This is a genomic window from Pseudoalteromonas sp. JSTW, assembly GCF_013423925.1.
Taxonomy (GTDB): Bacteria; Pseudomonadota; Gammaproteobacteria; order Enterobacterales; family Alteromonadaceae; genus Pseudoalteromonas; species Pseudoalteromonas lipolytica.
This window is the reverse complement of record NZ_CP058972.1, coordinates 709180-722063: the sequence shown is the minus strand read 5'-3', so window position 1 is coordinate 722063 and position 12884 is coordinate 709180. Positions and strand designations below refer to the sequence as shown.

Genomic DNA, 12884 nt, shown 5'->3' with positions numbered 1-12884 from the left:
AAAAAACCGGCAATTAAAGCCGGTTTTTTATATTAGTATCAATTACTTGATTTTAGGATCAAGTTCACCTGATAAGTATTTCAGGTGCATATCATCTAATGAGATAGGTTTGATCTTACCTGCTTGACCTGCTGTGCCAAATGCTTCATAGCGAGCAACACAAATTTCTGTCATCGCTTTCGTTGCTTCAGCTAAATATTTACGCGGATCGAAATTCGCAGGGTTTAGTGCAAGGTGACGACGAATGGCACCTGTTGATGCTAAACGTAAATCGGTATCGATATTCACTTTACGCACGCCATACTTGATACCTTCGATGATCTGCTCAACTGGCACACCATAAGTTTCAGGGATCTCACCACCGTATTGGTTAATTACTTCTAACCATTCTTGCGGCACTGAAGACGAACCATGCATAACTAAGTGTGTGTTAGGAATACGCGCGTGAATTTCTTTGATGCGATCAATCGCTAAAATATCGTCTGTTGGTGGACGCGTGAACTTGTATGCACCATGTGATGTACCACACGCAATTGCCAGTGCATCAACGTGAGTTTTACGAACGAAGTCAGCCGCTTCTTCAGGATCTGTTAGCATTTGATCTGTTGTAAGCTTGCCTTCTGCGCCTACGCCATCTTCTTCACCCGCTTCACCAGTTTCAAGAGAACCGAGTACACCTAGCTCGCCTTCAACTGATACGCCACACGCGTGCGCCATTTCAACTGTTTGACGAGTAACTTCTACGTTGTACTCATAGCTTGAAGGTGTTTTACCATCAGACATCAATGAACCATCCATCATGACTGATGAAAAGCCTAATTGAATAGAACGTTGACACACACCAGGTGACGTACCGTGGTCTTGGTGCATAACGACAGGGATATGTGGCCATTCTTCAACAGCTGCTAAAATCATATGACGAATAAAAGGGGCGCCAGCATATGCACGTGCGCCAGCTGAGCCTTGTACGATTACTGGGCTGTTAGTTTTGTCAGCTGCTTCCATAATTGCACGCATTTGCTCTTGGTTATTAACGTTAAACGCTGGTACGCCATAACCATGTTCAGCTGCATGATCAAGAAGTTGTCGCATACTGATTAAAGCCATTTGGTATTCTCCAAATTGTATCGACAGTAGTTTCCTACCATCTAGTTTGAACGGATAAATTATTTTTTGATGCATCACTGCATCACGAGAAGCCATCGCTTACCGCAAAAACTGTCTATAAAATAAGGGTGAGAGGTATTTTATAAACAGCCAAACCAGCGTAATTAAATAACCACGCTGGTGTTCGTACTAATTACTTAGCACGCTCTTCTAGCATAGCAACTGCTGGTAATTTTTTCCCTTCTAAAAATTCAAGGAAAGCACCACCACCTGTTGAAATGTAAGACACTTTATCGGCAATGCCGTATTTATCAATCGCAGCAAGCGTATCACCGCCGCCCGCAATTGAGAATGCGCTTGAATTTGCGATAGCTTCAGCAATCGCACGCGTGCCATTACCAAATTGGTCAAATTCAAATACGCCAACTGGACCATTCCACACAACCGTGCCTGCTTTTGCAATAATATCTGCAAGCTGTTTCGCTGTATCTGGGCCAATATCGAAAATCATATCTTCATCGGTTACTTCATTCACATCTTTCAATGTCGCAACAGCCGATTCTGAGAACTCATTACCAACAACAACATCAGTTGGCACTGGAATTTCACCATTATTTGCTTTTGCAGCGGCACTTAATTTATTTGCTTCGTCAATTAAGTCAGCTTCAAATAAAGACTTGCCTACAGGGTGACCAGCTGCTGCGATGAAAGTATTTGCAATACCTCCACCCGTAACAAGTTGATCAACCACTGTTGATAGTGAATCAAGTACGGTTAACTTAGTCGACACTTTAGAGCCACCAACGATAGCCACTAAAGGACGCGCAGGGTTATCAAGCGCTTTACCCAAAGCGTCTAGCTCTGCGGCTAAAAGTGGGCCTGCACACGCTACATCGGCAAATAAACCAACACCGTGCGTTGATGCTTGTGCACGGTGAGCCGTACCAAATGCATCCATCACGTAAACATCACATAATGCAGCTAGCTTTTTAGATAATGCTTCATCATTTTTCTTTTCACCTACGTTAAAACGTACGTTTTCAAAAACAACCACTTCATTATCTGCCACGTCAACGCCATCAAGGTAATCTTTTTCAAGACGAACCGTTTGCTCAAGCGCATCATTTAAATAATTAACGACAGGGGCGAGTGAAAACGCTTCATCATATTCCCCTTCCGTAGGGCGGCCAAGGTGTGACATCACCATTACTTTTGCGCCTTTTTCTAACGCTAATTTAATAGTAGGTAATGCTGCACGAATACGTGCATCAGAGGTCACTTTACCTTCTTTTACAGGCACATTTAAATCTTCACGAATTAACACGCGTTTGCCGTTTAAATCTAAATCTGCCATTTTAATGACCGACATGGACTTCTCCTTTGTTAACGATACTAAATTATAGTTATAAGTTATTGGCTTACAGCCATCATCGCACGCGCTGTATCGAGCATACGATTCGCAAATCCCCACTCATTATCGCACCACACTAACAACTTTATCAGTCGTTTATGACTAACACGTGTCTGAGTGCCATCTATGATACAAGAATGTGAGTCATGATTAAAATCTACCGACACCAGCGGCTCTTCAGTGTAACTTAAAATCCCTTCAAGGCGATCTTTTGCTGCTAACTTAAGTGCTTGATTAACGTCGCCTAAATCAACATCAGTGTTTACCGTGACGCTTAAGTCCATCGCGGTGACGTTAATCGTCGGTACACGCACGGCAATGGCTTCAAAGCGGCCATGAAACTTAGGTAAAATACGTTCGATACCACGGGCAAGTTTTGTATCTACAGGAATAATAGACTGGCTTGCCGCACGGGTACGACGTAAATCGTGATGATAAGCGTCGATCACTTGTTGATCATGCATCGAGGCATGAATTGTCGTGATTGCCCCAGATTCAATAGAAAATGCATCATCTAATACTTTAATCACAGGCACAATACAGTTAGTTGTACATGAGCCATTAGAAACAATTGTATGCGCTGCTTTTAATTCATCGTCGTTGATACCATACACAATGGTTGCATCAACGTCGGCATCTGCAGGTTGCGAAAAAAGTACTTTTTTAGCCCCTGCATTTAAATGTAACTTAGCATGTTCACGCGAGTGATAAACACCCGTGCATTCAAGTACAACATCGACATCAAGGGTTTGCCAGGGCAATTCTGCCGGATTCTCTTCGGCAAATAGCGCAATAGAGTCACCTGCGACTGTTAGCGTATCTTCACCTAAATTAACAGGAAACGAAAAACGACCGTGGGATGTATCGTACTTAAGGAGATGGGCAATGCCCTTAGGGTCAGCTAATTCGTTAATAGCGACAATTTTGATTTGATCTTCAAGCCCTGATTCATAAAGGGCTCGGACAATATTACGCCCAATACGACCAAAACCATTGATTGCAAGTTTGATTGCCATGAAGAAGAAAATCCACTCTATTTGCTTGCAGATAAAGACAGCTGCCTTTTAGATGACGGTATTGTAATCGACCTTACACTTTTTTATAAGAGGGCAAGCTAAAATAAAGTGGTTTTAGGTGTTTTAGATGACCCTAGTTTTGGTAATCGACCTTACACTTTTTTATAAGAGGGTGCGCTTAAATAAAGTGGTTTTAGGTGTTTTAGATGACCCTGGTTTTGGTAATCGACCTTACACTTTTTTATAAAAGGGCAAGATAAAATAAAGTGGTTTTAGATGTTTTAGATGACCCTGGTTTTGGTAATCGACCTTACTCTTTTTTATAAGAGGGAGCACTTAAATAAAGTGGTGTAAAGTCGTGGTGGCGATAATTGAAAAATACCGTCTTCAGCAGTCCCTAGTCTTATTCAGCTTTAATTGTTATATCCATCGACGAACTGCTTTTTTATATTCACTATATTCATGCCCAAACTTTTGCTGCATGTACCTCTCCTCTGGCACTATTTGAAATCGATTCATGTAAAGGACAAACACCACAGGCAGCATAATATTTACGATATTTCCCAAATAAATACCCCACCCGATTAATATAAGTAAAAAACCGACATACATCGGGTTTCGACTAACTTTATAGACTCCATGAGTGACAAGGCTTGCCGACTCCTCAGGCAATCTCGGATCGACCGTCGTGCCAGCAGAGTGAAACTCATAAACACCCAATAAAGAGAAAGCGACCCCAATTAACGCGGTGATCACTGCCACAGGTAACAAAACGGCAAGCGTCATACTAAAAGGTGCCAACACGTCAGCTAACACCCACATTATGGCAGCGAATATCACGACTTGAATAATTGGCGGCACTGTTAATTCTAATTTATTCATACCAATTCCGTTTGTTGTCTAACTTTGCGATGAGCATAACACATTACAGCAACTCCCCCACTTTTAAGGCTTTACCCCGACTGATTTGATGACACTGCGCTAAAAAAAGCTCGGCGGTGGCCATGGCATCGGTTAAAGCATGGTGAGAGCTGTAATGAGGTAAGCCATAGCGTTTACGGCACTCGCTTAATGTTAGGTCATCGTGGCCTATTTCATGGCCTTGCTGATGGAGACGCTTTTTTTCAATAACGAACGTATCAAGAATTAACCGCGCTTTAGCTTCTAAGCCTAGTTTACGGCACGCTTGTTTTAAAAACCCCCAATCAAGCGTCGCGTTATGAAAAACTAAAATACAGTCATCAACGTGTTGGTGAAGCTTAGCAAGAATTGCTTCAAGGCTTTCACCGCTATCGATATCTTGCTTGGCAATGCCGTGATAAATAGGGCTTTGCTCTAGGCTCTGTACGTCTTTATTAATTATGTGCTGTGCCCCACTCATTTTAATGCACTGGTCTTCTATCATCACCCATGCCACCGAGACAATTTCATGTTGGCGGGGATCAAGCCCCGTTAGTTCCATATCTATCACAACGTAACGTTCTTTATAGGCATCAGCTGCCAATAATTGTTTGCGAGCCACATAACGACTGAGCCAACGTTTAACCATCAGTTATCCTCATAAGCTGCCACGCGCAAACTTAAAAGCGGCGGCTTGCTGAGCTTGTTTAACTAAATAAAAGGCTTCTTTTAATTGATGGCGTTCTAAAGAATTCAAGGTATTGGGGTTAATACAATTGCTCGGTAAGCCTTCTTCATTTATTTGTGTGCGTAAGCGCAGTTGCGTTAAGAAACGCCAACAATCTTTTAAGTTATAAACATCGTCTTTATTAAGTAAAGAATACTTCAGCAGTGCATCCAAACGCTCTTGGGTATTCGCCCGCTGAATACCCGCTTTGAGTGAATACAAACGCACTATATCGTTAATAATCACCACGCCGCGTTTTTTTAAATCAAGGTACTTGTGCTGTTTCGCATCTTTTTCTAATTTAAATTGGTTAAATAACCCAATGGGCACATGAGTATTTTTAATATCACTCGCCATAGCAGCATAAAATAAATCATTTTTAGAGATACGTTTTAATTGCTCATAAAAGCGCGTGTACAGTGACGTTGAGCCCTCAATAAAGCGTAAATCAAAGTAGATTTTACAATTTAACATGGCTTCTGGAGTCGGCGATGTAATCCATTTATAAAAGCGTTCACACCACTCACTGATGCCCATTCGACACTGTGCATTACTGGCCATAATGTTACCTGGACAACGTTTAATACCGCATTCAACCAACTGCTCACACACAAACTCCCCCATACGTTTAAAGTAGTCTTGCTGCTCTGTTGTTAAATCATCAGGTAAAAGTAAACCATTATCTTGGTCAGAATGCAGGGTTTGCTCTTCACGGGCTTGTGAGCCAAAACAAATAAAACTAAAGTGACTAGGGGCAGCGCCGTTATCTTCTTGAAATAAATGAATTAAACGCGAAGTTAACGCATCGGTTAAACCACTTAATAACTTACCGATAAGCGATATATCATCAATATTATTCGAAAAGCCTTTTAATAAGCTGGGGATCTCTTGCGAATAGCGCTTTAAATCAACCACTGAGTGGGCTTTATATATGCGCCCAATTAATTGCACTGGGTCGCTTTTTTGCTGACGCAGTAAATCAGTACTGGTCAACATGCCTAAGGGCTTATGATATTCATCGAGCACAGGTAAATGATGAATATTGTGTTTGAGCATTAAGTGCAGCGCTGAGAACACCCGATTATTCTCAAAAATAAACTTTGGCTTACAAGTCATAATCGTGCTCACAGACTCGTGTGGGTCAACCTCATCAGCAAGCACGCGATTACGAAGATCTCGGTCTGTAACCACCCCTACTAAGCGCTCGTTCTCAGTCAACATTATTGATGAAACACCCTGCTGCTTCATTTTTTTGGCTGTTTGGCGAATACTCGCATCAGGCGAAAGAGTTACCGCTTTGCGGTTCATTAACTCTGCTATTTTCTTCTCAGACCAACTGTCGTTTTGACTCTTATAATGCGATGACAACAAACGATTCTTATGAGCACGGACAAAGTATTGCTCAAACACTTTGTACTCGCGGCGTAAATAATCAAAAGACGCTTGGTCCAGCATATAAACAATGCCTTCTTTTTGCACCGAGAGACTATTTTGAATAGCCTCCCCCGTTAGCAAAGAGGGAAAGCCAAAATAATCCCCTGCAGAGAGCTTCGTGATCACATCCCCTTTTGCATCGACTAAGTCATAATCTCCTGAGCGAATTAGAAATAATCTCGGATTGTCAGAGCATAACCATTTATTTTGGTTTTCTCGTGTGAGGTAAATAATATCGAGGTGATTAACAAAATACTCGCTTGCCGCCGAATCGAGCTGATTAAACGGTGTTTGATTAATTACAAATTGGGCGACTTCCTGTTGCTCTGCATTCATAGCTATTCTCGAAATTAAGTGAGGCTAATAACTACACTACCCCTGTTTTAAAAAAATAAAAAGCCCGACTTAAGTCGGGCTTTGGGTTTATCAAAAGTGTGTTCTTTTAGTACCGGTTTGTTAGTGCGCGTGCGCTGCACTTGACCCTTTAGGGTTACGAATGCCTTCCACCATTTCTTGAATTTCAACAGGTGTTTCAGCTGTTAGTTTAAGTACGATACCTGCTACTGCAAAGTTAATAATCATACCCACTAAACCAATCCCCTCAGGTGAAATACCAAATAACCAGTTAGCTGGGCCATTTAATTCAGGGCTAACAAACTTGAAGTAAATAATGTACGCCGCGGTGAATGTAATACCTGTAACCATACCTGCGATCGCACCTTCTTTGTTCATCTTCTTAGAGAAGATACCCATGATAATCGCCGGGAAGAAACTTGCAGCCGCTAAACCGAATGCAAATGCCACCACCGACGCTACGAATCCAGGCGGGTTAATACCAAAGTACGCTGAGATAACAATGGCGACCATCGCAGCAAGTCGCGCTGCAAGTAGTTCTTGCTTATCACTAATATCTGGTTTCAAGGTACGTTTTAACAAGTCATGCGATACCGAGGTCGAAATAACCAATAACAAACCCGCGGTGGTTGACAGTGCTGCCGCAATACCACCTGCTGCAACAAGGGCTACTACCCATGCTGGTAAGTCGGCAATCTCTGGGTTAGCAAGTACCATGATGTCGCGGTCAACATTCACTTCATTGGCGCTATTTGGATCATCAATCTTGCCAGCTGAGTAGAACATTTTGCCATCACCGTTTTTATCGTTAAAAGTGATTAGGCCTGTTCTTTCCCAATTTTTAACCCATGCAGGTGCTTCAGCATACTCTGTACCGTTACCATCTTTACCGTTAATAGTATCAATCATGTTTACACGTGCAAACGACGCAACAGCAGGTGCAGTTGTATAAACGATAGCAATAAATACTAATGTCCATGCCGCAGAGATACGCGTGTCTTTAACACGTGGAACCGTGAAGAAACGTACGATAACATGAGGTAGACCCGCAGTACCCACCATAAGCGCACCCGTGATTGCGAATACATCGATCATACTCTTAGAGCCTTCGGTGTACTGCGCAAAACCGAGTTCGGTACTCAGTCCATCTAATTTATCAAGCACGTACTGGCCAGAACCATCTGCAAGCGTGGCACCAAAACCAGTTTGTGGGAAAAAGTGACCTGTCATCATCATTGAAATGAAGATTGCTGGAACAAGGTACGCAAATACCAGTACGCAGTACTGCGCAACTTGCGTGTAAGTAATGCCCTTCATGCCGCCAAGAACAGCATAGAAGAATACAATCACCATACCAATGTAAACACCGGTCTCAATATCCACTTCTAAGAAGCGAGAGAATACAACACCAACACCCCGCATTTGACCCGCGATGTACGTGAAACAGATAAAGATTGCACATAAAATTGCAACCACACGTGCTGTTTGTGAGTAATAACGGTCACCAATGAAATCAGGGACAGTGAACTTACCAAACTTACGTAAGTAAGGTGCTAAACACAGCGCCAGTAATACGTAACCACCCGTCCAGCCCATGAGGTAAACACCCCCATCGTAACCCGCAAACGAGATAATACCCGCCATTGAGATAAACGATGCTGCACTCATCCAGTCAGCTGCTGTTGCCATACCATTTGCAAGAGGAGGAACGCCACCACCTGCAACATAGAATTCATTAGTAGACCCTGCACGAGCCCAAATTGCGATGCCGATATAAAGCGCGAAGCTTAAACCGACGATAATAAACGTGAGTGTTTGAACATCCATTGCTTAGCTCCTATTCGTCTACGCCATATTTTTTATCTAACGTATTCATTTTGAAAACGTACACAAAAATCAAAGCTACAAAGGTGTAAATTGCGCCTTGCTGGGAGAACCAGAAGCCGAGTTTAAACCCAAAAAAACGTACTTCATTCAGTACATCTACCAATAAAATGCCAAAACCAAATGAAACGATAAACCACACTGCTAACAGTTTGAATAGCAGCGAAATGTTTTCCGCCCAGTAAGCTTTTGCTTGTTCTTCGTCTTTAAAAGCCATTTTTATCCCCTTATGCATCACTTAAAAGTAATGAGTGGTATTAGTTGTCATTAACTAAGTTAGCAACGGTTCGGCATTATGGAATTGAGACCATAGTCGTAACAGTCAGTTTACGTTTACGTAAACTGTAAACCACCTTTTGTTAATCAATGGTAAAAAACTATATTTAACAATAAGTTAACCTATGAATATAAATGAGAGAAATAACCAAAATAGTAAAAACGAATGATCTGCGACATTAGTCTAATAAAAAGGCCAAAATAAAATTAAGCATTAAATATCATGAACTTGTAAAAATTGATTTTTAACAAATCAAAATCAACACATCGAAATCAGCTTTAATTCTGGTAAGGTAGTGGTATTACAATAATGACTGAATTTGAACATGACTGCTGCGCTTATTTTTGTTGCTCTTGCCTACATTGGTGTATTGTTTTGGTTAGCAAACTGGGGAGATAAAACCACGCCTCTGGCTAAACGCATTAGCCATCACCCTTTTGTTTATTCGTTTTCATTAGGGATTTACTGTACATCGTGGACTTACTATGGCTCAGTCGGTACTGCCGCCACCAGCAGTTGGAATTACCTTCCTATTTTAATTGGTCCTGCGCTGTTATTTTTCTTTGGCCAAGGCTTTTTACGAAAACTGGTACTTGTTAGTAAAAAACAAAATATTACGACCATTGCCGATTTTATTTCTGCTCGGTATGGAAAAAGACAAACAACAGCAATCATGGTCACAGTTATTGCACTGTTGGCGACCATTCCTTATATCGCGCTGCAATTAAAAGCCCTTAGTAGTAGCTTTTTATTATTACAAAACGACAACCGTATCTCAGGGTCAATGTTAGCATTGTCAGCGACGCTAATTATGGCCATGTTTGCAATATTTTTTGGGACCCGTAAGGTCGATGTTACTGAATATCGCTCTGGGTTAATGCTGGCTGTTGCGTTCGAATCGATGGTGAAACTATTAGCTTTAGCTGCAGTGGCTGGGCTTGCCTTATACACGTTATTTAACTTAAACAGCGTACAAAGCGAGCAGTTAACTGGGTCATTGTGGCAGCACTGGCATAATTTTGACTTTTTTAGCTTTAATTTTATCGGTCAATCGTTAATGGCCGCGGCGGCAATAATCTGTTTACCAAGACAATTCCATGTAACCGTTGTTGATAACCAAGATAAACGCCATCTTTATACCGCCCGCTGGGCTTTTCCGCTTTATTTATTGCTTACCGCTGCAATGATTTTTCCTATTGCCACAGCAGCAATCCACCCTGGTATCGGCAGTGGTTTTTCACCCGACAGCTTTGTGTTAGCCCTGCCTTTAATGCACGAAAATGCATTTTTAACCACCTTTGTATTTATCGGTGGATTATCGGCAGCCACCGCGATGATTGTCGTCGCGACACTCACACTCAGTACTATGATCTCAAATGATGTGGTGTTGCCATTAATGTTGCGTCGCAAATTTAAACGTAACCTCATCACCAGTAGCTACAAATCACAAATATTACTAGTGAGACGTTTTACTATTGCCGGTATTCTGATCCTGTCTTATTTTTATCAACAATGGTTTGGCCATGGCAAAGCCCTCGCCAGTATGGGCTTAGTTGCATTTTCGCTTGTATCTCAACTACTCCCTGCCATTGTCGGTGGCTTATATTGGCGTAAAGGTCATGCTTACGGGGTATATGCAGGGTTACTTGCAGGCTTTATATGTTGGGTGTTATTCCTCATGTTACCGATTTTAGATGCCGGTAATAGCCTAAATGCAGAACTACAACAAACCCTTATTACGCGCGGAACACTCATTGCGTTGTTTGCCAATATTGGTTGCTATATAAGTTTCTCGTTAGGGGCTGATGAGCGTTTAATTGATAAAATTCAAGCAGCTGCATTTGTTAACCCCAAAGAACAAGCGGTGTTTGCACGGCGTTTAAATAAAAATGTAAAAGCCACTGTGTACGACTTTAAAGTACTGCTACAGACCTTTTTAGGTATTCAACGCAGTCAGCAAGTACTGGCGCATTTCGCTTTAACGCACAAGCTAGATGATAATAATGCCCACCCTGCCCCTGAATTTATCGCCTATTGCGAACGCGCTTTAACGGGTGTATTGGGCGCGTCATCGGCGCAAGCGCTTATTCATACTGTCGCTTCTGGTAAACGAATGGCCTTTGAAGAAGTGGTAAACTTCTTTGACGAAACAACACAAGCTCTGCAATTTAATCAAAACTTATTATTCACATCACTTGAAAACCTCAGCCATGGTATTTCGGTTGTCGACAAAGAGCTTAATTTAGTGGCGTGGAACAAGCGTTATGCCGAAATGTTTAACTACCCCGAAGGGTTCTTAGAGGTGGGTCAAGCCATTGAAGAAGTGATTCGCTACAACGCCGAACGCGGTGAATGCGGCCCCGGTGAAATAGAACGACACGTAGAAAAACGTGTACAACACCTTAAAAATGGCAGTCCACATCACTTTATTCGTCATCGCCGAAATGGCCAAGTATTTGAAATGATAGGTAACCCATTACCTGATGGCGGCTTTGTGACCAGCTTCTCTGATATTACAGCGCATATCGAAACACAAAATGCCCTTGAAGAAGTGAATATGGATCTTGAAAATCGGATTGAAGCACGCACGCAAGAAATCCGAACAATCAATAGAGATCTACAAGCACAAATAGACAGCCGTGTACAAACTGAGCAAGCACTTACTTTAGCTAAAAAAGAGGCCGAGCAAGCTAACGACAGTAAAACCCGATTTTTAGCACTCGCAAGTCACGACATACTTCAACCGCTAAATGCTGCCCGCCTGTACTTGGCGGCAATTGATGATAAAACGCTTTCAAGTAACAATTTAAATAACTTTGAAAAACTGGGGGCAAGCCTCGATTCAACTGTCCACTTAATGTCGGCACTGCTTGAAATAGCCAAGTTAGAACAAGGCGCAATGACCCCAACACCTCGCCACTTTAGCATTGATGACATTTTAGCCCCGTTGAAAAATGAATACGCCATCATGTCGAGCGAAAAAGGCCTTAAGCTTAAAGTGCGATCAACCGGTGTTATTGTACATAGCGACATCACTTACTTACGTCGTATTGTTCAAAATCTTGTTTCAAATGCTGTTAAATACACTAATAGCGGCCAAGTTTTGATTGCGTGTCGCAAACGAAAACATCATTTAAGAATCGAGGTATGGGATACGGGCCCTGGCATTTCAGAGCTAGAACAAGCGAAAATCTTTAATGACTTTTACCGCATTGAAGCGGGCGATAATAAAGGTGTAGGCCTAGGTCTTGGGGTCGTAAAAAGAATGGTCGACCTTTTGTCTTTGCGTCTCGATGTAAGCTCAACACCCGGCAAAGGAAGTCGCTTTAGTATTGAAGTACCCTACGGAGACAGTCAATTTATACAACAAAAAGAGACACCGAAAAAAGGCGTTGAGAATCGTACAGCCATGAATATTGTGGCTGTTGATGATGACCCCGAAAACCTGCATGCAATGGCAAGTTTATTACAAAAATGGCAAGCAAATTATAAGCTATTTGAAAATGTCGACACCGTACTTGCGTATGCCAAAGAACATCGCGCACCCGACGTGATTCTAATGGATTATCAGCTTGGCCATGATTGCGACGGCATTACCTTAATAAAAACACTTCGAGAGATTTGGCAAAGTCCTGTTCCTGCCATTTTAATTACCGCAGTGCGTGACGAAGCCCTAAAACAGCAAACCAAAGCCGATAATATTCACTACTTGAGCAAACCAGTGAAACCGGCAAAATTAAAAGCGCTGCTTAATCACAGCACTTAAATGACCCC

General features: G+C 42.0%; 9 protein-coding genes. 1 reads left to right on the top strand and 8 read right to left on the bottom strand.

Going from position 1 to position 12884, the window contains the following annotated elements; translation table 11 throughout:
• Positions 1-42: 42 nt before the first annotated feature.
• From fba to GZH31_RS03385, 8 genes are all read right to left on the bottom strand, one after another.
• On the bottom strand, positions 43-1107 hold the full coding sequence (fba, locus tag GZH31_RS03420; RefSeq protein ID WP_036970746.1) for a class II fructose-bisphosphate aldolase: 1065 nt from the start codon (positions 1105-1107) through the stop codon (positions 43-45).
• Positions 1108-1300: 193 nt separating this feature from the next.
• Entirely contained in the window at positions 1301-2476 is a 1176-nt protein-coding gene (locus GZH31_RS03415) for a phosphoglycerate kinase (RefSeq protein WP_036970748.1), read from the bottom strand.
• 41 nt (positions 2477-2517) lie between these two features.
• Positions 2518-3534 (bottom strand): erythrose-4-phosphate dehydrogenase, encoded by a 1017-nt coding sequence (epd, locus tag GZH31_RS03410; protein WP_118844029.1) that lies wholly within the window; start codon positions 3532-3534, stop codon positions 2518-2520.
• A 420-nt stretch (positions 3535-3954) separates the two neighbouring features.
• Entirely contained in the window at positions 3955-4416 is a 462-nt protein-coding gene (locus GZH31_RS03405) for an isoprenylcysteine carboxylmethyltransferase family protein (protein ID WP_074988879.1), read from the bottom strand.
• Positions 4417-4459: 43 nt separating this feature from the next.
• The gene (locus tag GZH31_RS03400) at positions 4460-5083 is read right to left on the bottom strand and encodes a 3'-5' exonuclease (RefSeq protein WP_180311376.1); all 624 of its coding nucleotides are present in this window, start codon (positions 5081-5083) and stop codon (positions 4460-4462) included.
• Positions 5084-5092: 9 nt separating this feature from the next.
• Positions 5093-6931 carry a DUF294 nucleotidyltransferase-like domain-containing protein gene (locus GZH31_RS03395; protein ID WP_180311375.1) on the bottom strand — a complete coding sequence of 613 codons (1839 nt, stop codon included), beginning with the start codon at positions 6929-6931 and terminating at the stop codon, positions 5093-5095.
• A 120-nt stretch (positions 6932-7051) separates the two neighbouring features.
• Positions 7052-8776, bottom strand: coding sequence for a sodium:solute symporter family protein (locus GZH31_RS03390; protein WP_036970761.1), 1725 nt, complete (start codon positions 8774-8776; stop codon positions 7052-7054).
• A 10-nt stretch (positions 8777-8786) separates the two neighbouring features.
• Complete coding sequence (locus tag GZH31_RS03385) at positions 8787-9050, bottom strand: DUF4212 domain-containing protein (RefSeq protein WP_036970763.1); 264 nt, start codon at positions 9048-9050, stop codon at positions 8787-8789.
• Positions 9051-9435: 385 nt separating this feature from the next.
• Here GZH31_RS03385 and GZH31_RS03380 point away from each other — a divergent pair, with 385 nt between their 5' ends.
• Positions 9436-12876 carry a PAS-domain containing protein gene (locus GZH31_RS03380; RefSeq protein WP_180311374.1) on the top strand — a complete coding sequence of 1147 codons (3441 nt, stop codon included), beginning with the start codon at positions 9436-9438 and terminating at the stop codon, positions 12874-12876.
• Positions 12877-12884 lie beyond the last annotated feature (8 nt).

Bases quoted from the DNA above. Each gene is read 5' to 3' on its own strand.
- fba (WP_036970746.1), bottom strand. From the start codon at position 1,107: ATGGCTTTAATCAGTATGCGACAACTTCTTGATCATGCAGCTGAACAT.
- GZH31_RS03415 (WP_036970748.1), bottom strand. From the start codon at position 2,476: ATGTCGGTCATTAAAATGGCAGATTTAGATTTAAACGGCAAACGCGTG.
- epd (WP_118844029.1), bottom strand. From the start codon at position 3,534: ATGGCAATCAAACTTGCAATCAATGGTTTTGGTCGTATTGGGCGTAAT.
- GZH31_RS03405 (WP_074988879.1), bottom strand. From the start codon at position 4,416: ATGAATAAATTAGAATTAACAGTGCCGCCAATTATTCAAGTCGTGATA.
- GZH31_RS03400 (WP_180311376.1), bottom strand. From the start codon at position 5,083: ATGGTTAAACGTTGGCTCAGTCGTTATGTGGCTCGCAAACAATTATTG.
- GZH31_RS03395 (WP_180311375.1), bottom strand. From the start codon at position 6,931: ATGAATGCAGAGCAACAGGAAGTCGCCCAATTTGTAATTAATCAAACA.
- GZH31_RS03390 (WP_036970761.1), bottom strand. From the start codon at position 8,776: ATGGATGTTCAAACACTCACGTTTATTATCGTCGGTTTAAGCTTCGCG.
- GZH31_RS03385 (WP_036970763.1), bottom strand. From the start codon at position 9,050: ATGGCTTTTAAAGACGAAGAACAAGCAAAAGCTTACTGGGCGGAAAAC.
- GZH31_RS03380 (WP_180311374.1), top strand. From the start codon at position 9,436: ATGACTGCTGCGCTTATTTTTGTTGCTCTTGCCTACATTGGTGTATTG.